General features: G+C 67.9%; 1 protein-coding gene. It reads right to left on the reverse strand.

What is annotated here, in order from left to right; all coding sequences use genetic code 11:
• Positions 1 to 677: lytic transglycosylase domain-containing protein (locus tag NG1_RS34860; protein WP_245660190.1), on the reverse strand; the 677-nt coding region annotated here is incomplete at both ends.

The raw sequence follows: 677 nt of genomic DNA on the forward strand, positions 1-677 counted from the left end.
CAGGTCCGGCGAGATGCGCACCTGCGTGGGCGAACCCCCGGTCCGATACGCCGCCGCCCAACTCAGCACATTCGCCGCATACGCCATCGAGTTGTTGTACCGCAACACCGCACGCAACTCCTGCGACGGATCCCGCAGATCCAAACCCCCCGAACACAAATACTTCCCCGCCGCCAACGCCGCATCGAACACATTATGCGGATCGGCCACCCCGTCCCCATTACCGTCCGCGCCATACGCCCCCCACGTCCCCGGCAAGAACTGCATCGGACCCAACGCCCGCACAAACCCCCCATCAGCAGTCTTGATCACCTCATTACCCGGCAAACTCCCATCCAACGCCGGACCGAAAATCGGCGACACCGTCGTACCCGCCGCATCCGTACGCCCACCCCGCGCATGCCCCGACTCGATCCGCCCGATCCCCGCCAGCAAACTCCACGACAACCCACACCCCGGCACCGAGGACCCCAACGCCAACTCCGCATTCCGATACGCCGCCAACACCACCTCCGGAATACCCAACGCACCCCCCGCCGCCGGCAACGTAACCTCCTGCAACGGAACCACACCCGCGAACGGCGCCACCCCCGGCGTCACCGCCCGCAACCGCCGCGGCCCCTCCGCCGCCACCGGCAACAACCCCACCTCCCGCGACGCCGCGCCCTGCACACCCG

It is taken from the genome of Nocardia gamkensis NBRC 108242, assembly GCF_001612985.1.
Classification (GTDB): Bacteria; Actinomycetota; Actinomycetes; order Mycobacteriales; family Mycobacteriaceae; genus Nocardia; species Nocardia gamkensis.